At 72.2% G+C, this 26,646-nt stretch carries 22 protein-coding genes; 9 read left to right on the forward strand and 13 right to left on the reverse strand.

All coding sequences use genetic code 11. From position 1 onward, the window contains the following. Positions 1-509: 509 nt before the first annotated feature. Together uvrB and LX15_RS24260 are read right to left on the reverse strand one after the other, a co-directional pair. On the reverse strand, positions 510-2,714 hold the full coding sequence (gene uvrB / locus LX15_RS24255) for an excinuclease ABC subunit UvrB (RefSeq protein WP_253671957.1): 2,205 nt from the start codon (positions 2,712-2,714) through the stop codon (positions 510-512). Between the two features lie 27 nt (positions 2,715-2,741). Then, the gene (locus LX15_RS24260; RefSeq protein ID WP_253671958.1) at positions 2,742-3,983 is read right to left on the reverse strand and encodes a DUF5685 family protein; all 1,242 of its coding nucleotides are present in this window, start codon (positions 3,981-3,983) and stop codon (positions 2,742-2,744) included. Between the two features lie 211 nt (positions 3,984-4,194). Between LX15_RS24260 and LX15_RS24265 the strand changes: the two genes are divergently transcribed. Together LX15_RS24265 and LX15_RS24270 are read left to right on the forward strand one after the other, a co-directional pair. Then, the gene (locus LX15_RS24265) at positions 4,195-4,674 is read left to right on the forward strand and encodes a ribonuclease FAU-1 family protein (RefSeq protein ID WP_253671991.1); all 480 of its coding nucleotides are present in this window, start codon (positions 4,195-4,197) and stop codon (positions 4,672-4,674) included. Between the two features lie 229 nt (positions 4,675-4,903). Further along, a complete protein-coding gene (locus tag LX15_RS24270) occupies positions 4,904-5,422 on the forward strand; it encodes a ribonuclease FAU-1 family protein (RefSeq protein ID WP_253671959.1) in 519 nt (172 codons plus the stop codon). Positions 5,423-5,484: 62 nt separating this feature from the next. On the opposite strand, the gene coaE is transcribed toward LX15_RS24270, so the two are convergent. After that, complete coding sequence (gene coaE, locus LX15_RS24275; protein ID WP_253671960.1) at positions 5,485-6,687, reverse strand: dephospho-CoA kinase; 1,203 nt, start codon at positions 6,685-6,687, stop codon at positions 5,485-5,487. 173 nt (positions 6,688-6,860) lie between these two features. Between coaE and LX15_RS24280 the strand changes: the two genes are divergently transcribed. Continuing rightward, on the forward strand, positions 6,861-7,073 hold the full coding sequence (locus tag LX15_RS24280) for a hypothetical protein (protein WP_253671961.1): 213 nt from the start codon (positions 6,861-6,863) through the stop codon (positions 7,071-7,073). Between the two features lie 287 nt (positions 7,074-7,360). On the opposite strand, the gene rpsA is transcribed toward LX15_RS24280, so the two are convergent. Continuing rightward, a complete protein-coding gene (gene rpsA, locus LX15_RS24285; protein WP_253671962.1) occupies positions 7,361-8,815 on the reverse strand; it encodes a 30S ribosomal protein S1 in 1,455 nt (484 codons plus the stop codon). A 444-nt stretch (positions 8,816-9,259) separates the two neighbouring features. Here rpsA and LX15_RS24290 point away from each other — a divergent pair, with 444 nt between their 5' ends. Both LX15_RS24290 and LX15_RS24295 read left to right on the forward strand, forming a co-directional pair. After that, positions 9,260-10,042: a class I SAM-dependent methyltransferase gene (locus LX15_RS24290; protein ID WP_253671992.1), complete on the forward strand. Its 783-nt coding sequence runs from the start codon at positions 9,260-9,262 to the stop codon at positions 10,040-10,042. A 106-nt stretch (positions 10,043-10,148) separates the two neighbouring features. Further along, positions 10,149-11,075, forward strand: coding sequence for a GNAT family N-acetyltransferase (locus LX15_RS24295; RefSeq protein WP_253671963.1), 927 nt, complete (start codon positions 10,149-10,151; stop codon positions 11,073-11,075). A gap of 95 nt (positions 11,076-11,170) precedes the next feature. Here the strand turns inward: LX15_RS24295 and LX15_RS24300 are convergent, their stop codons facing one another. Then, positions 11,171-12,238, reverse strand: coding sequence for a hypothetical protein (locus LX15_RS24300; RefSeq protein WP_253671964.1), 1,068 nt, complete (start codon positions 12,236-12,238; stop codon positions 11,171-11,173). Between the two features lie 239 nt (positions 12,239-12,477). On the opposite strand from LX15_RS24300, the gene LX15_RS24305 reads away from it, so the two are divergent. The 3 genes from LX15_RS24305 to LX15_RS24315 are packed head-to-tail and all read left to right on the forward strand — an operon-like array spanning position 12,478 to position 15,970. Further along, the gene (locus LX15_RS24305) at positions 12,478-13,209 is read left to right on the forward strand and encodes an ATP-binding cassette domain-containing protein (protein WP_253671965.1); all 732 of its coding nucleotides are present in this window, start codon (positions 12,478-12,480) and stop codon (positions 13,207-13,209) included. Then, positions 13,206-15,347, forward strand: a complete 2,142-nt coding sequence (locus tag LX15_RS24310) for a YhgE/Pip family protein (protein WP_253671966.1) — start codon at positions 13,206-13,208, stop codon at positions 15,345-15,347. Before LX15_RS24305 ends, LX15_RS24310 begins: the two co-directional genes overlap by 4 nt. Then, complete coding sequence (locus tag LX15_RS24315; protein WP_253671967.1) at positions 15,344-15,970, forward strand: TetR/AcrR family transcriptional regulator; 627 nt, start codon at positions 15,344-15,346, stop codon at positions 15,968-15,970. Before LX15_RS24310 ends, LX15_RS24315 begins: the two co-directional genes overlap by 4 nt. Positions 15,971-16,187: 217 nt before the next feature. Here LX15_RS24315 and LX15_RS24320 read toward each other — a convergent pair whose 3' ends face one another. The 3 genes from LX15_RS24320 to polA all read right to left on the reverse strand — a co-directional run bounded on the left by LX15_RS24320 (position 16,188) and on the right by polA (position 20,349). Continuing rightward, positions 16,188-16,859 carry a Rossmann-fold NAD(P)-binding domain-containing protein gene (locus LX15_RS24320; protein ID WP_253671968.1) on the reverse strand — a complete coding sequence of 224 codons (672 nt, stop codon included), beginning with the start codon at positions 16,857-16,859 and terminating at the stop codon, positions 16,188-16,190. Beyond that, positions 16,856-17,455 (reverse strand): P-loop NTPase family protein, encoded by a 600-nt coding sequence (locus LX15_RS24325; RefSeq protein WP_253671969.1) that lies wholly within the window; start codon positions 17,453-17,455, stop codon positions 16,856-16,858. Before LX15_RS24325 ends, LX15_RS24320 begins: the two co-directional genes overlap by 4 nt. A 161-nt stretch (positions 17,456-17,616) precedes the next feature. After that, entirely contained in the window at positions 17,617-20,349 is a 2,733-nt protein-coding gene (polA, locus tag LX15_RS24330; RefSeq protein ID WP_372502788.1) for a DNA polymerase I, read from the reverse strand. Positions 20,350-20,713: 364 nt separating this feature from the next. On the opposite strand from polA, the gene LX15_RS24335 reads away from it, so the two are divergent. After that, positions 20,714-21,133 carry a PaaI family thioesterase gene (locus LX15_RS24335; protein ID WP_253671994.1) on the forward strand — a complete coding sequence of 140 codons (420 nt, stop codon included), beginning with the start codon at positions 20,714-20,716 and terminating at the stop codon, positions 21,131-21,133. 78 nt (positions 21,134-21,211) lie between these two features. Here LX15_RS24335 and LX15_RS24340 read toward each other — a convergent pair whose 3' ends face one another. The 5 genes from LX15_RS24340 to LX15_RS24360 all read right to left on the reverse strand — a co-directional run bounded on the left by LX15_RS24340 (position 21,212) and on the right by LX15_RS24360 (position 26,309). Next, a complete protein-coding gene (locus LX15_RS24340; RefSeq protein ID WP_253671970.1) occupies positions 21,212-21,925 on the reverse strand; it encodes an ABC transporter ATP-binding protein in 714 nt (237 codons plus the stop codon). After that, a complete protein-coding gene (locus LX15_RS24345; RefSeq protein ID WP_253671995.1) occupies positions 21,912-22,769 on the reverse strand; it encodes an ABC transporter ATP-binding protein in 858 nt (285 codons plus the stop codon). The genes LX15_RS24340 and LX15_RS24345 overlap by 14 nt, the downstream gene beginning before the upstream one ends. 77 nt (positions 22,770-22,846) lie before the next feature. Next, positions 22,847-23,992 carry a branched-chain amino acid ABC transporter permease gene (locus tag LX15_RS24350; RefSeq protein WP_253671971.1) on the reverse strand — a complete coding sequence of 382 codons (1,146 nt, stop codon included), beginning with the start codon at positions 23,990-23,992 and terminating at the stop codon, positions 22,847-22,849. Next, positions 23,989-24,999, reverse strand: a complete 1,011-nt coding sequence (locus LX15_RS24355) for a branched-chain amino acid ABC transporter permease (RefSeq protein WP_253671972.1) — start codon at positions 24,997-24,999, stop codon at positions 23,989-23,991. Before LX15_RS24355 ends, LX15_RS24350 begins: the two co-directional genes overlap by 4 nt. Positions 25,000-25,106: 107 nt before the next feature. Beyond that, complete coding sequence (locus LX15_RS24360; RefSeq protein ID WP_372502789.1) at positions 25,107-26,309, reverse strand: branched-chain amino acid ABC transporter substrate-binding protein; 1,203 nt, start codon at positions 26,307-26,309, stop codon at positions 25,107-25,109. Positions 26,310-26,646 lie beyond the last annotated feature (337 nt).

Genomic DNA, 26,646 nt, shown 5'->3' on the forward strand with positions numbered 1-26,646 from the left:
TCCAGCCTACCGCCGCACACCCCTCGGCACAGGGCCGCGCCAGTCTCCTGTGGACAACTCAGGGGCCTGTGGACAACCCTGTCCCCTAACCGGGCGAAAGGGTTGACACGACACGGAAAACACTCACCGGAACTCGGGCCCGCAGTCACTCCCCCAGTGGACAGCCCCCACCCGCCCTGGGGGGCGAGCCCCGCTCCAGCCTATCGCCCCACCACCCCCGGCCCAAGGCCATGACCCGAGCCTGTGGAGGAATTCGGGGGATGTGGACAACTCCCGCGCCAGCACCGTGAACAGGGCGCGCGCACGTCGGCCCGGCAACACATCAGTTCCGCGCACACGTCAGCGCCACACACATCACCCCTAAGCACATGTCAGCGCCACACACACATCACCGACAGGCACACACATCACCCGTAGGCGCACATGAGCGCCGCACACACATCACCCCTGGATATGTGTCAGCCCCGTGCGCACAACGCGCACGGGGCTGACGCTCGCTCCCCCGGGTCCTACTTGACGCCGGCGGCGTCCATGCCGCGCAGCTCCTTCTTCAGGTCGGCGATCTCGTCGCGGAGCCGGGCCGCCAGCTCGAACTGGAGCTCGCGGGCGGCGTTCATCATCTGGTCGGTGAGCTGCTGGACCAGGTCGGCCAGCTCCGCCCGCGCCATGCCCTTGACGTTCCGGTCCGCGAGCACGCCCGCGCTGCCCCTGGGCGCGCCGGGCTCGCCGGTCGCCTTCTTGCCCCGGGTCGCGGCCCGACCCGACCCGCCGACCTCGACCTTCTCCGTGTCCTCCGCCTCCGAGTAGACCTGGTCGAGGATGTCGCTGATCCGCTTACGGAGCGGCTGCGGGTCGATGCCGTGTTCCTCGTTGTAGGCGATCTGCTTCGCGCGCCGGCGGTTGGTCTCGTCGATGGCGTGCCGCATCGAGTCGGTGACCTTGTCGGCGTACATGTGCACCTCGCCGGAGACGTTCCGCGCCGCGCGGCCGATCGTCTGGATCAGCGACGTCCCGCTGCGCAGGAAGCCCTCCTTGTCGGCGTCGAGGATCGACACCAGCGAGACCTCGGGCAGGTCGAGGCCCTCCCGCAGCAGGTTGATGCCGACGAGGACGTCGAACTCCCCGATCCGGAGCTGGCGCAGCAGCTCGACCCGGCGCAGGGTGTCGACCTCGGAGTGCAGGTACCGCACGCGGATGCCGAGTTCGAGGAGGTAGTCGGTGAGGTCCTCGGCCATCTTCTTGGTGAGGGTGGTGACCAGCACCCGCTCGTCCCGCTCGGCCCGCACGCGGATCTCGTGCACCAGGTCGTCGATCTGCCCCTCGGTCGGCTTGACCACCACCTGGGGATCGACCAGGCCGGTCGGGCGGATGACCTGCTCGACGAACTCGCCGCCGGCCTGCGTCATCTCGTACGGACCCGGCGTCGCCGACAGGTACACCGTCTGGCCGATGCGGTCCTGGAACTCCTCCCAGGTCAGCGGCCGGTTGTCCAGGGCGCTCGGCAGCCGGAAGCCGTGCTCGACCAGCGTGCGCTTGCGGGAGGCGTCGCCCTCGTACATGCCGCCGATCTGCGGCACCGTCACGTGCGACTCGTCGATGACGAGCAGGAAGTCGTCCGGGAAGTAGTCGAGCAGCGTCGCCGGGGCCGAGCCCGGCGGGCGGTCGTCGATGTGCCGGGAGTAGTTCTCGATGCCGGAGCAGAAGCCGACCTGGCGCATCATCTCGATGTCGTAGGTGGTGCGCATGCGCAGTCGCTGCGCCTCCAGCAGCTTGCCCTGCTTCTCCAGGCGGGCGAGCTGCTCGGCGAGCTCCTGCTCGATGCCCCGGATGGCGCGCTCCATGCGCTCCGGCCCCGCCACGTAGTGCGTGGCGGGGAAGATGCGCAGCTCGTCGACCTCGCGCACGATGTCGCCGGTCAGCGGGTGCAGGTAGTAGAGCCGGTCGATCTCGTCGCCGAAGAACTCCAGCCGGACCGCCAGCTCCTCGTAGGCCGGGATGACCTCGACCGTGTCCCCCCGCACGCGGAACGTGCCGCGCGCGAACGACAGGTCGTTGCGGGTGTACTGCACGTCGACCAGCGCCCGCAGCAGCAGGTCGCGCTCGATCTCGGCGCCGCGCCGGACGTGGATCGAGCGGTCCAGGTACTCCTGCGGCGTGCCCAGGCCGTAGATGCAGGACACCGAGGCCACCACGATCACGTCCCGCCGGGTGAGCAGGCTCATCGTCGCGGAGTGCCGCAGCCGCTCGACGTCCTCGTTGATCGAGGAGTCCTTCTCGATGTAGGTGTCGGTCTGCGGGACGTACGCCTCGGGCTGGTAGTAGTCGTAGTAGCTGACGAAGTACTCGACCGCGTTGTGCGGGAAGAACCCGCGCAGCTCGTTGGCGAGCTGCGCGGCGAGGGTCTTGTTCGGCGCCATGACCAGGGTCGGCCGCTGGAGCCGCTCGACGAGCCACGCGGTGGTGGCCGACTTGCCGGTGCCGGTCGCGCCGAGCAGGACGACGTCCCGCTCTCCCGCCCGGATCCGGCGTTCGAGCTCGGCGATGGCCTGCGGCTGGTCACCGGCGGGTTGGTAGTCGCTGACCACCCGGAACCGGCCGTCCGCGCGGGGGATCTCGCTGATCGGGCGGAACTCGGAGCGGGCCTTCACCAGTGCTTCGGACACGTCTTCGAGAGTAGGCGCGTCCGCCGACAAAGGCGGCGGTCCTGGGTCCATGTCGCGCCGCGCGGACCTCTCCGGGCGTCAACAGTCACACGAGCAACAGTCGCAGTCACAACAATCGCACTCGTCACAGCACGCCTCTCGCCACTTGCCCGTCCACGCCCCGGGGAAGGGGTCGCGGAAGCACTGCTGGCACGTGCCGCACTCGTAGAGCAGTGCGAAACAGCCGGGGACAAGAGTCCGGGTCGTGTACGGCCGGGTGAGTTTGGGCCACCGCCAGCACAGGCAGCCCCGTTCGGCGTCGTCGTGCCGGGCGTGGCGGGGCGGCTTCCCGGGTGGCGGTGGGGTCGGCGTCGTCTGCCCGGGCGGAGCCGGGTTCGGGTGGTCGCTGGCCGGCGGGTGACCGGGAATCCCGTGCTGCGGGTACTCGGGCCGGTGGGGATCAGGATGGCCGGGAGCGGAGGAGTGGCCCGCGCGCCCGAAGACGCGGTGGACGGCGTGCTGGAGTTCGTCGACGAGCAGCGCGCGCACGAGCCGGTCGTCGGCGAACTCGGCGTCGGCCAGGGCCAGGGCGATGCCGGTCACGGCGTCCTCGCACAGACGACGGGCCTCGGCCGGGTCCGCGCCGGTGACCAGCAACGGGTTCCACGCCCCGAACCGCTCGTCCTCCGCCAGGTCCTCGACGGCGTCCAGCAGGTGCGCCACCCGCCCGAACAGCCGCCCGGCCTCGGCGAGCGCGGCCTGGTTCCCCGGGCGACCGGACAGGACGGCGGTGTGCGCGAACGCGGCGGCGGTCGCCGTCTCGGTGGGCTCGGTGACCTCCAGCAGCGGAGTTCCCCGACCGGCGCGCGCCTCCACCTCGGGCTGCCGCCGGACCGCCTCCACCAGCACGGCCGTGTCGAAGCCGAGAGAGCGGCCAGTGCGCGCGCCCTGCTCGGCCCAGCGCCGCGCCACGACGCGGGCGGTCCCGGCGACCGGCCGACGCGCGAACACGCCGTCCCGGTCGGCCACGTGGTCCTCCACCTTGGCCGAGGCGAGCACCAGCGACACCGACGCCGCCAGCCGGGCGCCCTCGCCGTGCGCGACCTCGGCCCCGCGCAGGCCGCGCAGGGCGCACGGACCGGCGGAGCGCCGGCGCCCCCGCCCTCCGATCTGCGCCTCCACCAGCGCGGACACCACGAGGCCGTCGTAGTTCGTGACGAGCCGGGCGAGGTGCCCGTGGTCGTCCCGCAGGGCCAGGCACAGGCCGCACAGGTGGGCCAGCCAGGCCGCGCGCAGCGAGTCGGACAGCCGGTTGCGACAGGGCCGGATGATGCCGAACACGCGCCCCTCCCCCACGCCGGCGGTCCCGGCGCCGACGTGGCGGAGATCCTAGCCACCTCACTCACCCGGCTGGGTTAGTGCGACCGGTGGAGCGTCCGCGAGGGTGCGTAGGGTTCGGCGCGTGACGCTCAGTGCTGCCGAGGACACCGGTGCCGACGACGTGGCCATCCACATCCACCCGCCCAAGGTCGAGATCTTCGACGTCGCCGCGATGACCAACACCGACCCGAAGGGGACCGTGCGTCGGGTCGACGAGTACCGCGTGGAGCCGTTCGGCCTCTACATGGCCCGCCGGGTCGTCGACCACCCGAGGATGGACTACGTGGAGTCGTGGCTGCTGCCCCGGTTGGGGTTGCGCGTCACCGACTGGCGGTGGCTGCCGGGACAGGAGCGCGACCAGGACTACTACCTGGACATCGTCGACGTGACGGTGAGCGGGGCGCGGTGGACGAGCGTCGACCACTACCTGGACGTCATCGTCCGGACCGGCCGGGAGCTGGAGGTGCTCGACTCCGACGAGATGCTCGCCGCCGTCCGCGCCGGCCTCCTGGACCCGGGGACCGCGCAGCGCGCCATGGAGACCACGTACCGCACGGTGGAGGGGCTCGCCCGGTGCGGGTACGACCTGCCCACGTGGCTGGCCGAGCACGGCGTCGTGCTGCGCTGGCGCAGTCAGCGGCGCCGGACCTGAGCCGGGCGTCGGCGGGTCGGGCCCCGTTCCTCAGCGGCGCGAGTCGTACGGCCGTCGAGCTGTGAATCTTGCGCGGCCGTCCTCCACCGGGAGCAACCCGGGGTCAACCGCCGTTCGGGTCGGCCTGCCCCGACGCGACCAGATCGAGACCCGACCGCCGGGAAGCCGTGATGTAACGAATCGACCCGCGGGGTCACGGCCCGCACACGCACCGCTACGCTCTGGGCGCGTGGGCGCGGTCATCACTCCGCAGTTGGTCGACATCGTGGACACCCTGACGGCGGAACGCAGTTACTCCTCGGGCAGCAGCCGCCACCTGAGGACCTGCCAGGTGGAATCGTGGGGACTCCGCATGGAGTACCCCACCCCGGAGGACCCGTTCGCGGACTCCGAGGTCACCTGGCTGCTTCCGGACGTCGGGTTGCGACTCACCCATCAGCGTCCCCGGTCACGACACGCCAGAGGCGGTCCGTCGGTGCTGACCGCGGTGCGGGTCCAGCGGGACTCCCGCACGTGGCGGACCACCGACCTGCTGCTGGGGCTGGCCGTGCCCGGCGGGACCTCCGCCAGGATCGTCCGCTCCGAGGAGTTCGCCGCGGCCATCGCCGGCCAGGTCCTCAGGCCCGGCGACGCCGACCTCGCCCTGCGCACGATCCACCGCACGCTGGAGGAGGTCAGCCGGCATCGGCACGACCTCGGGGCGTGGCTGCTCGCGCACGGCGTCTACGACCCGTGGCCACCCGTGTGACATGACCAGAGCCCGGCGCCCGGACGCGCGCCTGGTGCGCTGGTCCGGGCGCCGGGCGGCGCTCAGGGCCGCTCGGGCGTCCACCCGGTGCGGGCCGCCCACTCCTCGGCCCGCGTCGACGCGGCCACGAACCAGGGGTCCTTGGCCCGGCCGTACTCGACGATGGCGCGGTCCGCGTGTTCCTCGGCCAGGCGTCGCTTGAGCGCCTCGTACTCCGCACGGGCCGCCTCGTCCGCCCGGAGCCAGGCCGGGAACAGCAGCGCGTAACGCCAACCCGGCGAGCCCACCACCCGCAGGTGCAGGTTGGCCCACCGGCCCGGGTCAGCGCTGGCGTGCGTGCGCTTGCGCCAGTGCTCGGGATCGGGGTCCACGGCGGGGTGCGGCGTGTCGCGGTCGAGGTCGGGCAGCGGGGGGAAGCCCGCCTCGGCGAGCGGTTCGGCCAACGCGTCGGCGTCGGCGAGCGAGGCCACCGTGACCTGGAGGTCGATGACGTCCTTGGCCGCCAGTCCCGGCACCGAGGTCGAGCCGATGTGGTCCACGCGCAGGGCGCGCTCGCCGGCCGCGAGCCGCACCCTCGCGACCAGCCGCTCGGCCTGCTCCGGCCAGCTCGGGTCGTAGGGCGCGATGCGGGGAGCGCCGCGCTCGGGGTAGCGCCGCAACCGGAGGTTCTCCTCGTACGGCAGCAGGCGCCGCACCCACAACGCGTCCACCTGCGCGTGAACGTCGCCGGGCTCGCCGGAGTTGTCCAACCAGACGTCCGCCACGGCCCGGCGCTGGTCGTCGGTCGCCTGGGCGGCGATCCGCGCCCGCGCGTCGGCCTCGCTCATGCCCCTGGCGTCGACCAGCCGACGCACCCGCGCCTCCACCGGCGCGTCCACGACGACCGCCAGGTGGAACCCGGCGGCCATCCGGTTCTCGACGAGCAGCGGGACGTCGTAGACCACGACCGCCTCGGGCGGCGCGGCGGCCATCAGCTCCGCCGTCCGCTGGCCCACCCTGGGGTGAATGATGGCGTTGAGCCGCTGGCGCGCGCCCTCGTCCGCGAAGACGATCCCGGCCAACGCGGCGCGGTCCAGTTCCCCGTCCTCGGTGAGCACCCCCTCGCCAAACGCCGCGACGACCTCGGCCAGACCCTCCGTCCCCGGCGCGACGACCTCGCGCGCGAGGCGGTCGGCGTCGATCACCACCGCGCCGAGGGCGGCGAGCCGGCCGGCCACCGTCGACTTCCCTGATCCGATTCCACCCGTGAGACCCACTCGCAGCACCGGTCGAGTCTGGCAGGCACGCCCCGGCGTCCCCGCCTCCCCCGGACGCTCACGTCTCACTCTGACGGGTCACATTGCTCCCTTCGGCTGCTTGACACGCCGCGACGGCTCCGGCGAAAGCCGGGCACGGGGCCCTACGGTGAGCGAAGATCACTGTGGGTCTGGAGGGGGCCATGCGCGGCGGACGGCACGACGGGGGACGGCACCGGCTGGGCGACCCGGGACTGGTGCACTGCACCGCCCACCCGGAGGTGGCGGCGGCACTGGCGCGGCGACGCGGTTCGTGGTGGAGCGTGCTCCGCACCCCGGCCCAACACAGTCTCACCGGCCGGCGTTCCCGTCCCCAGCAGCCCGCACCGCGCTGGCTCCCGGCCCAGGCCGCCTGAGGACGCGCGCCGGCGGGCGCGCGGTCACCCGTCTCACCGTCCGGTCGCCCCTGGCCGCGTGATCAGGGGCGACGGGGCGTGGTGCCGCGTGGCGGCTGTCAGGCGTGGTCGGGCGCTGTCAGGCGTGGTCGGGCGCTGTCAGGCGTGGTCGGGCGCTGTCAGCCGCCCGGCGCACACACCCAGACCACACCCGCCACCCGCCGCAAGCAGGCGCCAGACGCGGAAGGACCCCGCACTCGTGGTGAGTGCGGGGCCCTTCGCGGTCAGCCGTGGTCGGCTAGTGGCGATCAGGCGCCACCGGAGAGCCGCTCACGCAGCGCGGCGAGCTGCTCGTCGCTGGCCAGCGTGCCGCTGGAGTCGCCACCAGAGGTGTAGTTCTGGTCGGTGGCGGCCTCCGCCTCGGCCTCGGCGGCCTTGGCGACCTGCTTCATGTGCTGCTCGTAGCGGGCGTGGGCCTCGGCGTACTGCCGCTCCCACTCCTCACGCTGCTTCTCGTAGCCCTCTTCCCACTCCTGGGTCTCCGGGTTGAAGCCCTCGGGGTAGATGTAGTTGCCCTGCTCGTCGTACTCGGCGGCCATGCCGTACTGGGTCGGGTCGAACTCCGAGTCCGGCGTGAAGCCCTCGTTGGCCTGCTTGAGCGACAGCGAGATCCGGCGGCGGTCCAGGTCGATGTCGATGACCTTGACCATGACCTCGTCGCCCACCTGGACGACCTGCTCCGGGATCTCGACGTGGCGCTCGGCCAGCTCCGAGATGTGCACCAGGCCCTCGATGCCCTCGTCCACGCGGACGAACGCGCCGAACGGCACGAGCTTGGTGACCTTGCCCGGCACGATCTGGCCGATCGCGTGGGTCCGGGCGAACTGGCGCCACGGGTCCTCCTGCGTCGCCTTCAGCGACAGCGAGACCCGCTCGCGCTCCATGTCGACGTCGAGGACCTCGACGGTGACCTCCTGGCCGACCTCGACGACCTCGCTCGGGTGGTCGATGTGCTTCCAGGACAGCTCGGAGACGTGCACCAGGCCGTCCACGCCGCCCAGGTCGACGAACGCGCCGAAGTTGACGATCGAGGAGACGACGCCCTTGCGGACCTGCCCCTTCTGGAGCTGGTTGAGGAACTCGCTGCGGACCTCGGACTGGGTCTGCTCCAGCCAGGCGCGACGGGACAGGACCACGTTGTTGCGGTTCTTGTCCAGCTCGATGATCTTGGCCTCGAGCTCGCGACCCACGTACGGCTGGAGGTCGCGCACCCGGCGCATCTCCACCAGGGAGGCGGGGAGGAAGCCGCGCAGGCCGATGTCGAGGATGAGGCCGCCCTTGACGACCTCGATGACGGTGCCCTTGACCGGCTCGTCCTTCTCCTTGAGGGCCTCGATGGTGCCCCAGGCGCGCTCGTACTGGGCGCGCTTCTTCGACAGGATCAGGCGGCCTTCCTTGTCCTCCTTCTGGAGGACGAGGGCCTCGACGTGGTCACCGACGCTGACGACCTCGGCCGGGTCGACGTCGTGCTTGATCGACAACTCGCGCGAGGGGATGACACCCTCGGTCTTGTAGCCGATGTCGAGCAGCACCTCGTCACGGTCGACCTTGACGATGGTGCCCTCGACGATGTCGCCATCGTTGAAGTACTTGATGGTCTGGTCGACGGCGGCGAGGAAGTCCTCCTCCGTCCCGACGTCGTTCACGGCGACCTGCTGCTTGGCGGAGTTGGCAGCCGGGACGGTGGTGGTGTCGGTGGACATTAGGTGGGTTGCTCCGGTTACGGATAGGGGTCGTTGGCGTCGTTCTGCCACGCTGGGGTCGACTCGCCGGTGTTGCTGGCGGGACCACCGTGGCGGCGGACCCTGGTGACAACGCCGACGAACGCCGCCTGATTCCGGCCCCGACGCCCGGAAGTGCCGGAGCGCGGTCGCAGGCAGCGCAGACCCACTGCGCGCACGGTATCGTACGCGGCTCAGCGATCGCAGGGCAAACCCTCTCCCGGATGACCCCGGACGAGACCGGCCGGGCGGGGCGGAACGCCTGGGAACACCCGACGAGGAACACCCGGAAGGAGCATGGTGGCCGGCGAGGCGAACCACCACCACACGGCGGGCGCGACGGCGTCCCGGGAGCACGCGGTCTCCCCGGACCAGGACGCGGGACAGCGGCACGCCGCCGCCGAGGCCGTCCTCGGCACGGCGGGGGTGGTCAAGCGCGCCGTGGACGCGGCGGAGTCGCGCTCCGCCAGCCGGGCGTGGTGGGACGCGGACGCCGACGACTACCAGGCCGAGCACGGCACCTTCCTGGGCGCGGCGGACTTCGTCTGGTGCCCGGAGGGCCTGCGCGAGGCCGACGCCGGCCTGCTCGGGCCGGTGGCCGGGGCGCGCGTGCTGGAGGTCGGCTGCGGCTCGGCGTCGTGCTCGCGCTGGCTGGCGACCCGGGGCGCGCGGCCGGTGGCGCTGGACCTGTCCGGCGGGATGCTGCGCCACGCGCGCGCCGCCAGCGCGGAGAGCGGGGTTGAGGTGCCGCTGGTGCAGGCCAGCGCCGACCAGCTCCCCTTCGCCGACGGCGCCTTCGACCTGGCCTGCTCCGCGTTCGGGGCGGTGCCGTTCGTGGCCGACGCCGGGGCGGTGTTCCGCGAGGTCGCCCGCGTGGTGCGTCCCGGAGGGCGGTGGGTGTTCGCCGTCACCCACCCGATGCGGTGGATCTTCCCGGACGACCCGGGGCCGACCGGCCTGACCGTGGTGAGTTCCTACTTCGACCGCACTCCCTACGTCGAGGTCGACGAGACCGGGCGCGCCACCTACGTGGAGCACCACCGCACGCTGGGCGACTACGTGCGCCAGCTCCGCGGGGCGGGGTTCACGTTGCTCGACCTGGTCGAGCCGGAGTGGCCCGAGGGGCACGACCGGGAGTGGGGGCAGTGGAGCCCCCTGCGCGGCCGGCTGTTCCCCGGCACGGCGATCTTCGTCTGCCACCGGCCGTGACGGCGGCCCTGACGGGGGTCGGCGCGGCAGGCCGCTCGGGGGACCGCGCGGCGGGCACGGGCGGGGTGCGGCGCGCCCCGGTGGCGACGCGACGAGGAGGCGTCCGGTGACGACGGGCCAGGACCTGCTGCTGGCGCAGGCCGAGCGGTTCGCCGGGCTCGACCCCCTGCTGCCCAGGGTCAGGGCGGTGCCGGACGGCGACGTGCTGACGGCGGCGCTGCCGGACGGCGGTCGGGTGGCCGGCCTGCTCCTGCGGACCGAGAACGGCCCGGGGACGCTGCCCTCGCTCTGGTCGGCCAGGGAGGTCCACGAGCTGGTCCCGCTGGTGGGCGACACGGGGTCGGCCGGGATGGAGGTCCTGGTGCGGGCGTGGCGGCACCGCTTCGAGCGGGTGGGCCTGCCCGGTCCGGACTCGGCGTGCGTGGTGGTGTGGCCGAGCAGGGACGCCCCGGTCACCCGGGTGCTGCTGGACCACGGCCTGGTGCCGTTGTCGGTGCTCGCGGTGCGCACCGAGCCCGCGCTGACGCCCCAGCCGGGTGGGGGTGTGCGCGTGCGGCGCGCCTCGCCGGCGGACCTCGACGCCGTCCACGAGCTGGCGCTGGCCGAGCTGCGGTACTCCGCGTTGGTCGGCGGGGCGGTGATGCGGCAGGACGCCGCCGGGTTGAAGCGGGCGTCGTTGCGGGCGCGTCTGTTGGGTGGCGACCCGGTGTGGGTGGCCGAACGCGACGGTGTGGTCGTGGCGATGGCCGAGTGCGCGTGGAGCGAGCCGGACCCGACGAGTTGGGCGGTTCGGCTGCCGCCGGGCCGCTGGGGCTACGTCAACTGTGTGTCGGTGCTGCCGGGGGCCAGGGGCGGCGGGATCGGCCGGCGACTGATGTCGGTGGTGCACGCCGAGTTCGCCAGGGCGGGCGCGGTCGGCACCTACCTCTACTACAACTGCGCGAATCCGCTGTCGTCGGTGTTCTGGCCCCGTCAGGGCTACCGTCCGCTGTGGACGGTGTGGGAGGTGCGTCCGGCGGGCGGCCTGCGCTGACACCGCCGCCACGACGACCGGCGCTCCTCACCCCTTCGAGCGCGGTCGCCGGTCGCCGGTCGCCGGTCGTCGTGGCGGAGGGGCCTCCCGTCGGCTCAGCCCCGTCCGCAGTGTCGGCAGCGGCCGCGACGGCGGGCGCGGTAGCCCAGCGCCGCCACGGTCAGGGCGACACCCCAGACCGGCCAGACCAGCTCTGGCACGGTCGCCGCCCAGCCCTCGTCAGGGAGCGTGCCGGCGATCGCGAGCCGGACGTACATCAGGCCCGCCGAGGTGACGATGACCGCGACCACGATCGCCGGCACCACCGCGGCCGCCACCGGGACCCGACGTCCGCGTAGCCCTGGGATCCAGCGCGGGAAGATCTCGCCCCACGGCCGTACCAGGCCGATGGTGAGCACCGCGCCGCCGACGGCGACGGTGGCGAGCCCGGCGCCCGCCCACCACAGGCCGCTGGCCTGCCCGTCCCGCAGGAGGTCCTCGTTGATCCCCAGCGGGATGCCGAGCAGCCACGCGTACCGGGTGAGGGCGTAGAAGACGGGGAGGGCGACGGAGACGGCCACGGCCCAGTTCGTCCGCCGTCGCACCCTGGCGAGGTCGGCCGCGTCGGTGTCCTCGCCGCGGCCGCAGTCGCCGCACGCGCCGCGGGTCCGACGCCCGTAGGCCAGGGCGGTGGCGACCCACAGAAACCCGCCGAGCACGCAGACGAGCTGGTTGAGCACCGGCCACGGGACCGCCGCGGAGTAGCTGGCGGGCGGCCAGTCGAAGGGCAGGCCCACCAGGAAGAGCGGCGAGTAGGCCACCGCCATGAGCACGCGGTAGTCGGAGACGAGGATGAGCAGGACCAGGGCCATCACCCACGCGAAGGTCATGGCGACGACGCGGGCGCCGTTCCGGCCGAGTCCCCTGGCCATCAGGACGGCCAGGACCGCTCCGGCGATGCCGAGCGCGGCGATCACCGGGCCGCCGACCTCGGCCCGCGCGTCGACGAAGACCGACAGGTCCGCCCTGGGGTCGTTGGCCCACCCGAACGGGAAGCCGTCGCCGCCGAGCCCCCAGTACAGTCCGAGCAGTCCGTAGACGAGGGACCAGGCCGCGGCGGCGTAGCCAACCCACGCCGGCCAGCGCCGGGGAGCGCTCGCCCCCGCCCGTGTCGCTCCCGTCACCGGAATGACCTCCATCACGCTCCCCTTTCCCCGGTCCGTGACCGGGAACTCCGGTTCGGTGGTCACTCTCGCTGGTCGGACGGGACGCTTCCTCCCCTTACCGGGCTATCCGGCTCCCCCGGGGGAGGGAGTCAGCAGCGGAACCCGCGTGGGTTTTCAAGATCACAAGGTCCCGGTTTGCCTGGGCCACACGTCCTGTCGCACTATTTGAACTGACTGGTCAGTACAAAGGAGGCGGTGTGGAGATCCAGGCCCAGCGGGTGGGCGTCGACGGCGCACAGGGAACGCTGCTGCGCCCGACCTCGCTGGTGGTGCGGTCCGGCGAGGTCGCGCTGGTCAGCGGCGAGCCGGGGCAGGGGCACACGGCGTTGGCCCTCGCCCTGTCTGGCCGGATGCGCCCCAGCTCCGGCACGGTGCTGCTCAACGGCAAGGAGGACCCGCGCCGGCTGCGGCGCAAGGTCGCCGTGGTCGACGCCCCCGGGGTGTCCGCGCCCGAGGACGCGTTGGACCTCGCCTTCGTGGTGCGCGAGGAGATGGGGCTGGGCGGGCACCGCGCCTCCCGGCGCACCGTCGCGACCTGGCTCGCCGAACGCGACCTCAGCGAGCACGCGCACAGCCGGTTCGACGCGGTCCCCCCGGACGTCCGCATCCGCCTGCTGGTGGAGCTGGCCGCGATGCGCCGCGGCGTGCGCGCCCTGGTCCTGGACTGCCCCGACCGGCACGGCACCGACCCGCGCGCCTGGTGGGCCCTGGCGCGTCAGCAGGCCGAGCAGGGCCTCGCGGTCGTGGTGCTGTGCTCGCCACCGGCCGCCGCGCTGCTGCGCGTGCCCACCGCCCGCCTCGGCCAGCACGAGCAGCCGGCTCCGATCACCGTCCGCTCCCCCGAGTCGCCGCCCGACGACCGGCCGACAGGCCGGCCCGACGGCGCGCACCCCTCCCCCACGATGACGTTGCCCATGGAGAAGTCGTGACCCCGTTCCGCATCGCGGCCGCCGAGCTGCGCCGGATCACCGCAGGGAAGCTGCCCAAACTCGCGGTGCTGGCCCTGGTGCTGGTGCCGCTCATGTACGGCTCGCTGTACCTGTACGCCAACTGGGACCCCTACGGGAATCTCAACGAGGTGCCGGCGGCGATCGTGGTCGAGGACCGCGGCGCCACCAAGGACGGCAAGACCACGCACGCCGGCGAGGACGTGGCCAACGAGTTGGTCGACGGCCACAAGTTCGACTGGCACCGCACCGACCGCGCCGACGCCGAGGACGGGGTGCGCAACGGCCGCTACACGTTCTCGCTGACCTTCCCCGCCGACTTCTCCGAGGCCCTGACCTCCTCCGGCGACTTCCAGCCGAAGCAGGGCACGATCGTCGTCACCACGAACGACGCGAACAACTACCTGGTCGGCACGATCGCCAACAAGGTCACCGACGAGATCCGCCGCGCGGTCACCGCCAAGGTCGGCAAGGAGGCCGCCGACAAGTTCCTGCTGGGCTTCAGCACCATCGCCCAGAAGATGCGGGAGGCCGCCGACGGCTCGGCCAAGCTGGCCGACGGCAACGCCCAGGTCGACGCCAACCTGCGCCGCCTCAACGAGGAGGGCCAGCGCAAGCTCCTCAACGGCGTCGAGGAGATGTACGGCAAGACCAAGGACATGCCCGCGCAGTCCAAGCAGCTCGACGACGGGATGAAGCAGCTCGCCGGCGGGCTCGGGCAGATGCGGGACAAGACCAGGGACATGCCCGCCAAGACCAAGCAGCTCGCCGACGGCGCCAAGCAGGTCGCCGACGGCAGCGGGCAGCTCGCCGGCGGGGCCGTCCAGCTCGCCGACGGCGCCAGGAGGGTCGCCGACGGCAACGCCGAGCTGGCGTCGAAGGCGTCCGAGGCCGGCCGGATCGCCCAGCAGGTCACCGACGACGTGAGCAACGGCGAGATCAACAAGCTGGCGCGTCAGGCGTGCGCCGAGCACCCCGGCCTGCCGGGTTGCGACCTGGTGGACAAGGCCAACACGCGGCTCAGGGAGCTGAACGGGCAGATCCAGCAGAAGGTCTCCGACGTCAACCGGCTGTCCGAGGGCGCGCGGCAGGTCGCCGACGGCAACACCAAGCTCGCCCAGTCCGCGACCAAGCTGGCCGACGGCGCGCGGCAGGTCGCCGACGGCACCGGTGTGCTCGCCTCCAGTTCCACGGAGCTGGTCAACGGCATCGCGCAGCTCAACGACGGCGCGGGGAAGCTCTCCGACGGCACCGGCAAGCTCGCGGCCGCCGCGCCCCAGCTCGTCGACGGCGTGACCAAGCTCAGGGACGGCGAGCGCGAGGTCGTGAACAAGACCCAGCAGCTCATCGACGAGGGCACCGCCAAGACCAAGGACGGCGCCAAGGAGCTGGCCAGCAAGATCGGCGAGGGCGCCGGCAAGGTGCCGAACCCGGACGACCCGACCAGGAAGGCCACCGCCGAGACGATCAGCGACCCGGTCGCGATCAACAAGCTCAGTGAGGCGGACGCCGGCAAGTACGGCGCCGGTCTGGCCCCGTTCTTCCTCGGCCTGTCGCTGTGGATCGGCGCGTTCGTGCTGTTCCTGCTGCTCAAGCCGCTGAACGCCCGGGCCCTGGCCGCCGGCCAGCCCTCCCTGCGGGTCGCGGTGGGCGGCTGGCTGCCGGCGGCGCTGCTCGGCGCCGCGCAGGTGACCCTGCTGTACACGGTCGTGACCACCCTGATCGGGGTGGACCCGGCGCACCCGGTGGCCACGTTCGGCTTCCTGCTGCTGACCTCGCTGGCGTTCACCGCGCTGCTGCACGGCCTGAACTCGTTCCTCGGCTCGGTCGGCAAGTTCGTGGCGCTGGTGCTGCTGGTCCTCCAGCTCACCACGGCCGGCGGCACGTTCCCGTGGCAGACCACCCCCGCCCCGCTGCACCCGCTGCACATGGTGTTGCCGCTGTCCTACGTCGTCGACGGCTTGCGTCACCTGATCTATGGCGGTTCGCTGTCCGGTATGGGCGTGGATGTCGCGGTGATCGTGGGTTGGCTCGTCGCGGGTCTGGCCCTGTCCACGCTGGCGGCGCGCCAGCAGAAGGTGTGGACACCGAAGAAGCTCAAGCCGGAGCTGGTGCTGTGAGCGCCCCGCGCGGCGGACGGACCGGGGCCACCCGGTCCGTCCGCACCGAAGCCACCAAGCAGAAGCTGTTCGACGCCGCGCTGCGGCTGGTCGGGGAGCGGGGCGCGGCCGGGGTGACGGTGGACGAGATCGCCGCCGAGGCCGGTGTGGCCAAGGGCACCGTCTACTACAACTTCGGCAGCAAGGACGCGCTGGTCGAGGCGTTGCTGCGGCACGGGGTCGACCTGCTGTCCGAGCGGCTGCGCCGGGCCTCCGTGCTGGAGGACCCGTCCGAGGCGCTGGAGGCCACCGTCGACGAGGCGCTGGGCTTCTTCGCCGAGTACCCGTCGTTCGCCCAGCTCCTGGTCAGCGAGATGTGGCGGACGCCGGGCGCGTGGCGGGAGACGCTGGAGCTGCTGCGCGACGACATCGCGTTGATCCTGCGCGGCGTGCTGGACCGGCTCGCCGAGTCCAGGCGACTCCCGGAGGGCGTGCGGCCCGCCACGGCGGCGGCGGCGCTGTTCGGCACCCTGCTGGTGGTGTCGCTGGACTGGCACGTCTTCCACCCGGAGCGCACCAAGGAGGACGTGCGCGAGTCGGTGGTCGTGCTGATCCGGGGCGTCGCCGGCCGCAGGGACTGCTGAGGAGCCCCACTGAGGCCACACGGCCCCGGCACCACGGACACGTGGTGCCGGGGCCGTGTCGTTCCTGGTGTCCGACGCCGGGTCCCAGGTCCCGGCGGATCTTCGAACTCTTCGGGTCTGAGCCGTTCAGGGCTGCCTGGCGCTTCGGCGGTGGACCGCCGGCTCGTGGCGTTCGCTGACGTTCCGACCGTTCGCCGCAGCTCAGGGGCTCAGAGACTCAACGGCGCCAGGCCCCGGGCTCCCCGATCAGATGGATGCCTGGTGGATCCCCGGCGAGGGCCCGCCGCGCCACGGCGAACACGCCGGTGGAGATCTCCCCGTGGGTGAGCCACCGGCTCACGCCGCCACCCTGCCCCAGCCCCAGCACCACCACGTGCGTGGGGTGCCCGGCCAACACCGGCGGTTCTGACGGCTCGCCGCTCCCCCGCACCTCGACCACGGGCGCGGTGGAGGCGAGCAACGGCGCGACAGCGCGGAGCACCGCCTCCCGGTGAGGTGGGCGCACCCAGGCGACCAGCAGGTCCGCCGGCCCGCCCAGCGCCTCGGCCGCGGTGCTGGCCAGCCGGTCCGGCTCGGCCCAGTCGGCCGCGACCCAGCGCGACACCGCCGGCTCGCGACGGCGGTCCGTCGGCGTCCGCCCCGCCGGCGCTTGGCCGGTCGGCGCTTGGCCGGTCGGCACTTGGCCCGTGGGCACCTGGCCTGGCGGTCCGAGAGCCGCCCGCGCCGCCGCGCCCGGACGTGGGGGCTCGGACGAGGTCTCCGGCTCGGCGTGGATCTCCCGGGGATGACGCGTGGGGGTGACCACCTGCCACCCCTCGGCGAGCAGGGCGGCCACGCAGTCGGCGAGCATGCCCGTCCCCCCGAGCACCAACGCGCGGCGGGAGGTCACGCGTTCTCCTCACTCCGCGCCGCCGCCCGGAGCGAACCGTCCAACCAGGCATCGACCTGACGTTGCCCGCGCAGCCGCACGACCACGAGGTGCCGCAGGGCCGGATCGCTCATCAACGCCCGCACCGACTCGCCGGTCCTGGCGTAGGTCGACCAGGACCACCGGATCACGTTCTCCGGGTCGGTGAAGATGTTGTGCAGCGGGGGCTCCACGTTGCCGTTCCACAACTGCTCCCGGCGGATGCGTCGCAACACCGTGCGGCGGACGACCCGGCGCATCACCAGCGACCGCGGGTGGTCCAGCCACACCAGGGTGTCGGCCCGCTCGGCCAGCAACCGCCTGACCTTGGAGTACTGCCACTCCGTCACCCACTGCTCCTCCGCGCTGAACGCCTCGACGTCCGCGACGAACTCCGGGCGCGGTGTCCAGTTGGGGCCGTGGTGCAGCGCGTCCAGCTCGTGGGCGGGCAGGGCGAGCCGCCGCGCGATCTCCCTCGCCAGCGACGTCTTGCCGGAGCCGGAGGCGCCGGCGACGAGCACGCGGCGCGGTCGGTGCGGAAGCGGGTCGTCGGGTCCGAGCGGGAGGTCGTGCGGCATTCGACCGACTCTAGACGAGCACGGCGAGGCGCCTCATGCGGAAAGCGCCTCGCCGTGCCCGTCCGACCCGGGTGTGCCGGTCCTGCCCGTTGCCCCGTCCGTTCGGTCCCGTTCGGTCCCGTTCCGTCCGCTTCGCTCCCGTCCCGTCCGGACCAGGGCCGTCAGTGCGCCGCGTCGTCCCAGGAGCGGCCGACGCCCACCGAGACCTCCAGCGGCACCGAGAGCTGGTAGGCGCCGCCCATCTGGGCGCGCACCAGCTCCTCGACCGCCGCGCGCTCCCCCTCGGCGACCTCCAGCACGAGCTCGTCGTGCACCTGGAGCAGCATGCGCGAGCGCAGCCCCGACTCGGCCAACGCGCGGTGCACCCCGAGCATGGCGACCTTGATGATGTCGGCGGCGCTGCCCTGGATCGGGGCGTTGAGCGCCATCCGCTCGGCCATCTCGCGCCGCTGCCGGTTGTCGCTGGTCAGGTCGGGCAGGTAGCGGCGACGGCCGAGGATGGTCTCGGTGTAGCCCTCCCTGCGGGCCCGCTCCACCACCGCGTTGAGGTAGTCGCGCACCCCGCCGAACCGCGCGAAGTACTCGTCCATCAGCCCCCGCGCCTCCTCGGTGGAGATGCGGAGCTGGCTGGACAGGCCGTAGGCGGACAGGCCGTAGGCCAGGCCATAGTTCATCGCCTTGACCTTGGCGCGCTGCGAGGGGGTGACCGCCTCGGGGGCGACGGAGAACACGCGGGCCGCCGTGGCGGCGTGGAAGTCGGCGCCGGACTGGAACGCCTCGATCAACGCCGCGTCCTCCGACAGGTGCGCCATGATCCGCATCTCGATCTGGCTGTAGTCGGCGGTCATCAGCTCGGCGTAGCCGGAGCCGACCACGAACGCCTCCCGGATCCGCCGGCCCTCGTCGGTGCGGATCGGGATGTTCTGGAGGTTCGGGTCGGTCGAGGACAACCGGCCGGTGGCGGCGATGGTCTGGTTGAACGTCGTGTGGATCCGGCCGTCGTCGGCCACCGACTTGAGCAGGCCGTCCACCGTGGTCTTGAGCTTGCTCGCGTCCCGGTGGTCCAGCAGGTGCTGGAGGAACGGGTGCTGCGTGGTGGCGTAGAGGGTCTGCAACGCCTCGGCGTCGGTGGTGTAGCCGGTCTTGGTGCGCTTGGTCTTCGGCATGCCCAGCTCGTCGAACAGCACGACCTGGAGCTGCTTGGGCGAGCCGAGGTTGATCTCCTTGCCGATCACCGAGTAGGCGTCCTGGGCCGCCTGCTTGACCTTGCCGGCGAAGTGCGCCTCCAGCTCGGCGAGCTGCTCGCCGTCGACGGCGATGCCCACCGCCTCCAGGTCGGCGAGCACGCCGAGCAGCGGCAGCTCCAGCTCGGCCAGCAGCCGGTCGCCGCCGACCCTGACCAGCTCGCCGTCCAGCGCGTCGGCGAGGTCGGCGACCGCGCGGGCGCGCAGGATCTCGGCGCGCGCGGTCCGCTCCGCGTCCTCGTCGTCGCCGAGCAGGGAGAGCTGCCCGTCGGCGGGCTCCTCCTCGGCCCGCAGCTCGCGCTGGAGGTAGCGCAGCACGAGGTCGGCCAGCTCGAACGACCGCTGGCCCGGCCGCGCCAGGTAGGCGGCCAGCGCGGTGTCCGTGCTCAGGCCGGCCAGCGTCCAGCCCCGGCAGCGCAGCGCGTGCGAGGGCCCCTTGACGTCGTGGGCCGCCTTCGGCCGCTCGGGGTCGGCCAGCCAGGCCGCCAGCGCGGCGTCGTCCTCGGGGGTCAGCTCCGCCACGTCGAGGTAGCCGCCCTCGCCGTCGGCCGCGGCCAGGGCGATGCCCTCCAGGTCGCCGCTGCCCCGGCCCCAGCTCCCCCGGAAGGCCATGCCGGTGCGGCCGGCGCGGGCGTGGGCGTCGAGCCACGCGGCGACGCCGCCCGGCTCGATCCGCCCGCCACGCACCTCGAAGCCCTCCTCGGCCTCGGGCTCGACGCTGGCGAGCGTGGCGAACAGCCGGTCGCGCAGCACCCGGAACTCCAGCTCGTCGAACAGCCGGTGCACCGCGTCGCGGTCCCAGGGCCGCACCGCCAGCTCCTCGGGCTCCACGCCGACCGGGACGTCGCGGACCAGTTCGGTGAGCTGGCGGTTCAGCAGCACCGAGGACAGGTTGGCGCGCAGCGCCTCGCCGGTCTTGCCGCGCACCTGGTCGACCCGGTCGACCAGCTCGGCCAGCGAGCCGAACTCGCGGATCCACTTGGCGGCGGTCTTCTCGCCGACGCCGGGGATGCCGGGCAGGTTGTCCGACGGGTCACCGCGCAGGGCGGCGAAGTCCGGGTACTGCCGCGGCGTGAGCTGGTACTTCTCCTCCACCGCCTCCGGGGTGAACCGGTTGAGGTCGGAGACGCCCTTGCGCGGGTAGAGCACGGTCACCCTGTCGGTGACGAGCTGCAACGTGTCGCGGTCCCCGGTGCAGATGAGCACCGAGTAGCCCTGGGCCTCGGCCTTGGTGGTGAGCGTCGCGATGAGGTCGTCGGCCTCGTAGCCCTCCAGCGACAGCGCGGGGATGCCCAGCGCGGCGAGCACGTCCTGGATGATCGCGACCTGGCCCCGGAACTCGTCGGGGGTGGCGCCGCGGTTGGCCTTGTAGTCGGCGTAGGCCTCGGTGCGGAACGTCTTGCGGGAGACGTCGAAGGCGACCGCGACGTGCGTGGGCTGCTCGTCCCGGAGCAGGTTGATCAGCATCGAGGTGAAGCCGTAGACCGCGTTGGTGGTCTGCCCGGTGGTGGTGCGGAAGTTCTCGGCGGGCAGCGCGTAGAACGCGCGGTAGGCCAGCGAGTGACCGTCCAGCAGCAGCAGCCGGCGTCCCTCGCCGGCGGGCGCGGTGGTCTCGGCTGTGGTCGCGGGGCGGGCCTCGGTGCTGTTCACGCCGCGAGTCTAGGGTGGCCGGCCGACACCCCCGGTCGAGTGACCGGGGGCAGCCGGCCAGGGCATGAGGCTTTTCACCCTTCCGTGGACTTGAGCGGTGTCACACCAGCGTGTTCGCCAGGTGCCGCGAGGCCGGAGCCGCCGGGCCGTCGCCCTGCGCCGTCGCCACTTCCCCGTCTCCAGCCACACTCCTCACTCCGGCCGCTCCCGTCCCGACGCGCGCTCCGCGCCCGGCCGTGACACCGCGATGCGCGCACGCCGCGCGCACGCTGCTCAGACGAGTGGGTGACACTCTGGTCCCCAGCACCCCAGGACCCTCGTCCGGGCGCGGACGGCACAGAAACAGGAGAGTTCCTTGGCGACCATGGATGACGCCGGCGACGCCCCCGCCTTCCTCGACTTCGGCGTGGAGCAGCTCACCGACCGCATGGGCATCGAGATCACCTCGTGGGACCCGGACCGCGTGGTCGGCACCATGCCGGTGAAGGGCAACCGCCAGCCGTACGGCCTGCTGCACGGCGGCGCGAACGCGGTGCTCGCCGAGACCCTCGGGTCCGTCGCGGCCGCGCTGCACGGCGCCCCGAAGAAGATCGCCGTGGGGCTGGAGCTGTCCTGCACCCACCACCGCGCCGCCAGGGAGGGTGTCGTCACCGGCGTGTGCACGCCGCTGCACCGGGGCCAGAACACCGCGTCCTACGAGATCGTCATCACCGACGAGAAGGGCAAGCGCACCTGCACCGCGCGCCTGACGTGCATGCTGCGGGAGCGCCCGCCGGGCGAGTGAGGTGAGGGCGGTGGCGTCGGCCGCGCGGGGAGACACGCCGGTCGACGCCACCACCCTCGGGGGCGTCGCGCGCTGGGGTCACGCGACGCCCAGGTAGGCCTCCTTCACGGAGGGGTCGGCGAGCAGTTCGGCTCCGGTGCCCGACCTCACGATCGACCCGGTCTCCAGGACGTGGGCCCTGTGCGCCCTGGACAGCGCCTGCCGCGCGTTCTGCTCCACCAGCAGCACGGTGGTGCCCTGCTCGTTGATCTCCGTGATGATGTGGAAGATCTGCTGGATGAACCGGGGCGCCAGCCCCATCGACGGCTCGTCCAGCAACAGCAGCCGCGGTCGGGCCATCAGGGCGCGACCGATGGCCACCATCTGCTGCTCACCGCCGGAGAGCGTGCCGCCCGCCTGGTCCCTGCGCTCCGCGAGACGGGGGAACAACGCGAAGACCCGCTCGAAGTCCGCGGCGACGTTCTTCCGGTCCTTCCGCGTGTAGCAGCCCATCTCCAGGTTCTCCCGCACCGTCATGCCGGGGAACACGCCCCGCCCTTCCGGGGCCTGGCAGATGCCGCGCACCACGCGCAGGTCGGCCCGCAGCCGGCTGATGTCCCGCCCGTCGAACAGGATCCGGCCCGAGGAGAGGGGGAGGATTCCGGAGATGGCCCGCATGGTGGTGGTCTTGCCGGCCCCGTTGGCCCCGATCAGCGTCACGACCTCGCCCTCGGCCACGGAGAGGGACACCGAGGAGAGCGCCCTGATACGTCCATAGTGGACGGTCACATCGGACAGTTCAAGCAACGCCATCGTCGGGCACCCCCAGGTAGGCCGCGACCACCGCCGGGTCCTCCCCGACCTCGGCCGGCCGGCCCTCGGCGATCTTCCTGCCGAACTCCAGCACCACGACGCGGTCGGTCACCCCCATCACCAGGCGCATGTCGTGCTCGATGAGCAGCACCGTGTACCCGTCGTCGCGGATCCGCCGGATGAGTGCCATCAGCTCCTCCTTCTCGGCGGGGTTGAAGCCGGCGGCCGGCTCGTCCAGGCAGAGCAGCTTCGGCTCGGTGGCCAGCGCCCTGGCGATCTCCAGGCGGCGCTGGCAGCCGTACGGCAGGTTCCGCGCGCGGTCGGCGGCGCGGTCGGCGATGCCGACGAACTCCAGCAGCGCCATGGCCTTCTCCACCGCCTCGCGCTCCTCCCTGTGCAGCCTGGGCAGCCGCAGCAACGCGCTGATCGCGCCGGTGCGGTGCCGCGCGTCCGTGCCGACGACGACGTTCTCCAGCGCGGTCATCTCCCCGAACAACCGGATGTTCTGGAAGGTGCGGGCGATGCCGGCCCTGGTGATCTGGTGCCGCGCGCGCCGGCCCAGCGGCCTGCCCTCCAGCAACACCTGTCCTTGGCTGGGACGGTAGACGCCGGTCATCGCGTTGAAGCAGGTCGTCTTGCCCGCGCCGTTCGGCCCGATCAGCCCGAGGATCTCCCCGCGCCGGATGCCGAAGGACACCGCGTCCAACGCCACCAGGCCCCCGAAGCGCACGGTGACGTCCCGCATCTCCAGCAGGGTGTCCCCGACGTCGACGGCGATCTCCCGGTCCGGCGCGACCGCCTCGGCCACCTCGGCCTCGTGCGCGCGCCGCTCCTCCCCGGTCATCCGCCCCAGCTCGGCGACGATCCCACCCCCTGGCGAGACACCGTCCTCTGTGGACTCCGTTCTGCCGCGATCCCCGGTCACGTCCGCACCCCCCTGCCCGAGTCGGGCGTCGGCCCCTTTGTCACGACCTGTTCCGGCCGTCCGACCAGGCGGCGGTAGGCGTCGCGGCCGCGCGCGAGCAGGCGTTGCCTGGCGCCGAGCAGCCCCTGCGGCCGGAAGACCATCAGGACGATGAGGGCGAGTCCGAAGATCAGGAACTTGTACTCGGCGACGGCCTGGAACCGGTCGGGCACGTAGGAGATGACGAACGCGCCCAGCAGGACGCCCACCTTGTTGCCCGCGCCGCCGAGCACCACCGCCGCCAGGAACAGCACCGAGGTGACGACGTCGAACTTCTGGTTGTTCACGAAGCCGATCTGCCCGGCGTAGAGGGCGCCGGAGAGCCCGCCGACACCCGCGCCCATCACGAAGGCGAGGATCTTGAACCGGACCGTGGGCACACCCATGATCTCGGCGGCGTCCTCGTCCTCCCTGATCGCCACCCACGCGCGGCCGACCCGGCTGCGCTCCAGGTTCCCGACCAGCACCAGGACCAGGATGATCACGGTGACGACCAGCCAGTACCACGGGGTCCCGCCGGTCTGGGTGAAGATCGGCGAGCCGTCCGCGTGCGTCCCCGGCGGCCCGGCCACCTGCTGGAAGCCCCGGTTGCCCCGCAACGGCTCGACGTTGTCCGCCAGCAGGCGGACGATCTCCCCGAAGCCGAGGGTCACGATCGCCAGGTAGTCGCCACGCAGCCGGAGGGTCGGCGCGCCGAGGACGACGCCGGACAACATCGTCACCGCCATCGCGACGGGCACCACGACCAGCCACGGGTACCGCACGCCCAGCGCGGAGTCCGGGCTGGTGAGCAGGGCCGCCACGTACGCGCCGATGGCGAAGAAGCCGACGTAGCCCAGGTCGAGCAGGCCCGCCTGGCCGACCACGACGTTCAGGCCGATCGCGATCAACGCCATGCGGGCGGCGTTGAACATGGCGATCGGGAAGTCCGTGCCCGGCTCGGTGGTCAGCAGGGGCGGGTTGAGCACCGGCAGCAGGTAGATCAGCACGACGAGGGGCACCAGCACGCCCCACTGCTGGAACCTGCTCAGCCCGTGCCACCACTCGCCGACCCGTCGCGCCAGGATCCGGACGCCCGCTCGCGACGCGATGTGCGCGTTCATACCCGTGCCCTCCCGAGCGACTCGCCGAGAATGCCCGTCGGGCGGAACATCAGAATGGTGATCAGCAACGCGAACGCGACCACGTCCCGCCACGCGCCACCCAACAACGACTGCCCGTAGTTCTCCGCCACCCCGAGAAGCAGACCGCCGAGCAAGGCTCCCCTCAGGTTCCCGACGCCGCCGAGCACTGCGGCGGTGAAAGCCTTGATGCCGAGCAGGAAACCGCCGTTGTACACGACTCCCTGAGGAATCTGCATCAGGTAGAACAACGCGGCCGCGCCGGCGAGCACACCGCCGACGAGGAATGTCAGCATGATGACGCGCTCGCGGTTGACGCCCATGAGCGTCGCCGTCGTCGGGTCCTGCGCCACGGCCCTGATCCCCCTGCCCAGCCGCGTCCGGTTGACGAATCCATCCGCGACCACCCACAACGCGACGGCGGCGACGAGCACGATGATCTGGATGTTGGTGACCTTCGCCCCGAAGACCTCGAACAACGGCCTCGGGCGCAGGATGCGGATGGCCCGCTCGGGATTCGCGCCCCTGGTGACGAAGAACAGTTGTTGGACGACGAACGACGCACCGATCGCGGTGATCAGGAAGACCAGGGACGGCGCGTTCCTCCTCCGCAGCGGCCGATAGGCCACCCGTTCCAGCACGACCGCCACCAGGCCGGAGGCGATCATGGCGACCGCCCCCGCGAGCAGCAGGTTCGCGACGATCGACAGGGTGGAGAGCTGGGGCGTGGGACCGGGCCGGAAACCCAGGCCCTCCAAGGTGAAGTAGGCGGCGAACGCCCCGACGACGAACACCTCGGAATGCGCGAAGTTGATCAGTCGCAGAACGCCGTACACCAGGGTGTAGCCGAGGGCCACGAGCGCGTAGACGCTGCCGTAGGCCAAGCCGTCGACGGTGTTGCTCCAGAATCGGTCGACCAGCAGGGGGACGTTGAAATCGATCCAACCGCCGTCGCCCTGCGCCACCGCTGTCGCCAGTTGATGGACCATTGACCTGCCCGTTCTCCGTCAGTGCAGGAGGGCGCGGTCCGACGCCGCGCGTGAACGGATGGGAAACAGTCGGACCGCGCCCTCGGGGCGGCGTCACTCCCGCGGTGTCACGAGCCGATCGGCTTGTGCTTGACGATCTTTCCGTTCTCGACCCGGTACGACCACACGGGCGTCTCGGTCAGCTCGCCGGTGGCGTCCCACCGGAACTTCTTCGTCAGCCCCTGGCCCTCGTACCCGCGCACGAACTCCAGAACGGCCGCCCTGTCCTTCAACCCCTTGTCCAACGCCTTGAGCAGAACCGTCGCGGCGTCGTACCCCTCCGCCGAATACGTCGCCGGCTCGACCCCGAACTCCTTCTTGTAGGAGTCGAAGAAACCGGTGAACGCGTCGGCGGGAACGCACGGGCAGGTCAGGTAGGCGCCCTCCGCGGCGTCGCCGGCGTTCTTGACGAACTCGTCGTCCTTCGCCCCGTCCGGCGCGACCAGCTTCGCGTCGACGCCCCGGTCCCTGAGCTGCTGGGCGAGGGGCGCGGCCTCGGTGTAGTAGCCGGAATAGAAGATCGCGTCCGGCCGGGCCTGCTCGACCTTGCCGATCGTCGCCGAGAACTCCTTCTGCTTGGTCTTGACCTGGTCCTCGCAGACGACCTTGTCCTTCAACGCGCCGCGCACCGTCTCCGCCAGGCCGATGCCGTACTCCGAGTCGTCCCTGAGCACGCACACCTTCGACGCCTTCAGCTCCTCGGTGAGGAACCTCGCGACGGCCGGTCCCTGCACCGCGTCATTGCCCAGCCCCCGGAAGAAGGTCCTCCACCCGTTCCTGGCGAGGGCGGGGTTCGTCGCCGACGGCGTGATCGCGACCAGTCCCGCCTGGTTGATGGTCGCGCCGACGGCCTTGGACTCACCGGAGAACGGCAGTCCGATGACACCCAACACGCTCGGGTCGTTGATGACCTGGGTGACCACGCCGGGCGCCTTGTCCGGGCTGCCCTCCGAGTCGAACTGCTTCAACGTCACCTGGCAGTTCGGGTTCGCGTCGTTGTGCTGCTTCACCGCGAGCTTGGCGCCGTTGAGGATCGCGATCCCCAGCGCCGCGTTGTCCCCCGCGATGCTGCCGACGTAGGCGAGGTTGACCCCCGAGCACTGGGCCTTCCCGTCGCCGCGCGGGTCGGCGGCCCCCGCCGGGACGTTCGGGGCCGCGGCGCCGGTGTCACGGCCGTCCGGCGCGTCGCCGCCCCCACCACCACACCCCGCGACGGCCAGCGACACCGCGGCCGCCGTCGCGAGTAACCGTACGAGTCGCGCTCCGGACACCCGTACCTCCTTGCCCCATCACCCCGCCTGCCGGCGGTCCCCGTCCCCGGGGCCCTGGGATAGGCCAGGAAGGTAGACCCCCGATCGAGTGTTGCCCAGATCTCACTTCTGCTCGTGTCCACATCGTGACTGATCGCGATCAGGAGGAACAGACAGGCAGCTCTGCGCGAAGTTGACCGAGCGTCTTCCCTGGTCGGAGGCCACTCATGCGCTGTGAATCGATTCAGTTCGACGGCGAACGCGCAGTCGGGGGGCGTACAGCGTCAGAAGCAGAAGCAGCAACGCAGAGTCACAGGATCGCACCTATGGGCGACCCCTGACTCGGCGAAGGAGGCGG

Source organism: Streptoalloteichus tenebrarius, assembly GCF_024171885.1.
Classification (GTDB): Bacteria; Actinomycetota; Actinomycetes; order Mycobacteriales; family Pseudonocardiaceae; genus Streptoalloteichus; species Streptoalloteichus tenebrarius.

What these genes read in the sequence shown, in the direction of transcription:
- uvrB (WP_253671957.1), bottom strand. Translation starts at nt 2,714, where the DNA reads ATGGACCCAGGACCGCCGCCTTTGTCGGCGGACGCGCCTACTCTCGAA.
- LX15_RS24265 (WP_253671991.1), top strand. Translation starts at nt 4,195, where the DNA reads ATGACCAACACCGACCCGAAGGGGACCGTGCGTCGGGTCGACGAGTAC.
- LX15_RS24280 (WP_253671961.1), top strand. Translation starts at nt 6,861, where the DNA reads ATGCGCGGCGGACGGCACGACGGGGGACGGCACCGGCTGGGCGACCCG.
- rpsA (WP_253671962.1), bottom strand. Translation starts at nt 8,815, where the DNA reads ATGTCCACCGACACCACCACCGTCCCGGCTGCCAACTCCGCCAAGCAG.
- LX15_RS24325 (WP_253671969.1), bottom strand. Translation starts at nt 17,455, where the DNA reads ATGCCGCACGACCTCCCGCTCGGACCCGACGACCCGCTTCCGCACCGA.
- LX15_RS24335 (WP_253671994.1), top strand. Translation starts at nt 20,714, where the DNA reads ATGGATGACGCCGGCGACGCCCCCGCCTTCCTCGACTTCGGCGTGGAG.
- LX15_RS24340 (WP_253671970.1), bottom strand. Translation starts at nt 21,925, where the DNA reads ATGGCGTTGCTTGAACTGTCCGATGTGACCGTCCACTATGGACGTATC.
- LX15_RS24345 (WP_253671995.1), bottom strand. Translation starts at nt 22,769, where the DNA reads ATGACCGGGGAGGAGCGGCGCGCGCACGAGGCCGAGGTGGCCGAGGCG.
- LX15_RS24350 (WP_253671971.1), bottom strand. Translation starts at nt 23,992, where the DNA reads ATGAACGCGCACATCGCGTCGCGAGCGGGCGTCCGGATCCTGGCGCGA.
- LX15_RS24355 (WP_253671972.1), bottom strand. Translation starts at nt 24,999, where the DNA reads ATGGTCCATCAACTGGCGACAGCGGTGGCGCAGGGCGACGGCGGTTGG.